Source organism: Micromonospora sp. LOL_021, from assembly GCF_048060215.1.
In the GTDB taxonomy this organism is placed as follows: domain Bacteria; phylum Actinomycetota; class Actinomycetes; order Mycobacteriales; family Micromonosporaceae; genus Micromonospora_E.
The window spans coordinates 1-298 of record NZ_JBHMIN010000175.1; the positions used below are offsets into that span (position 1 = coordinate 1).

The 298-nt window shown below is 75.8% G+C and carries 1 protein-coding gene; it reads right to left on the reverse strand.

What is annotated here, in order from left to right; genetic code table 11:
* Nucleotides 1-298: hypothetical protein (locus ACFHWT_RS31560; protein WP_416598369.1), on the reverse strand; the 298-nt coding region annotated here is incomplete at both ends.

Below are 298 nucleotides of genomic sequence, written 5' to 3' on the forward strand. Positions count from 1 at the left end.
GAGCGTCGGTGGGCCAGTTGCCGGGGGCGTTGCCGGTCACCTCGAGCGACGCCGGTGCCGCCGGCCGGGCGGCAGGACCCGGCGCGGTGGTGACCCGCGCCTGGGCGGAGCGTGGGGTCTCGCCGCAGGACTGAGGGAGGGTCGCGCTGACCCGGTAGACGTGCCGGGACGCCGACGGCAGCCCGGAGACGACCGTGTCCGGGTATCGGGAGGTGGCGACCGCCGTGTCACCGTCCCAGACGGTGTACGAGGTGGCGGTGGCGTCGAAGGTCCAGCCCAGCCGCACCGACGACGGGGA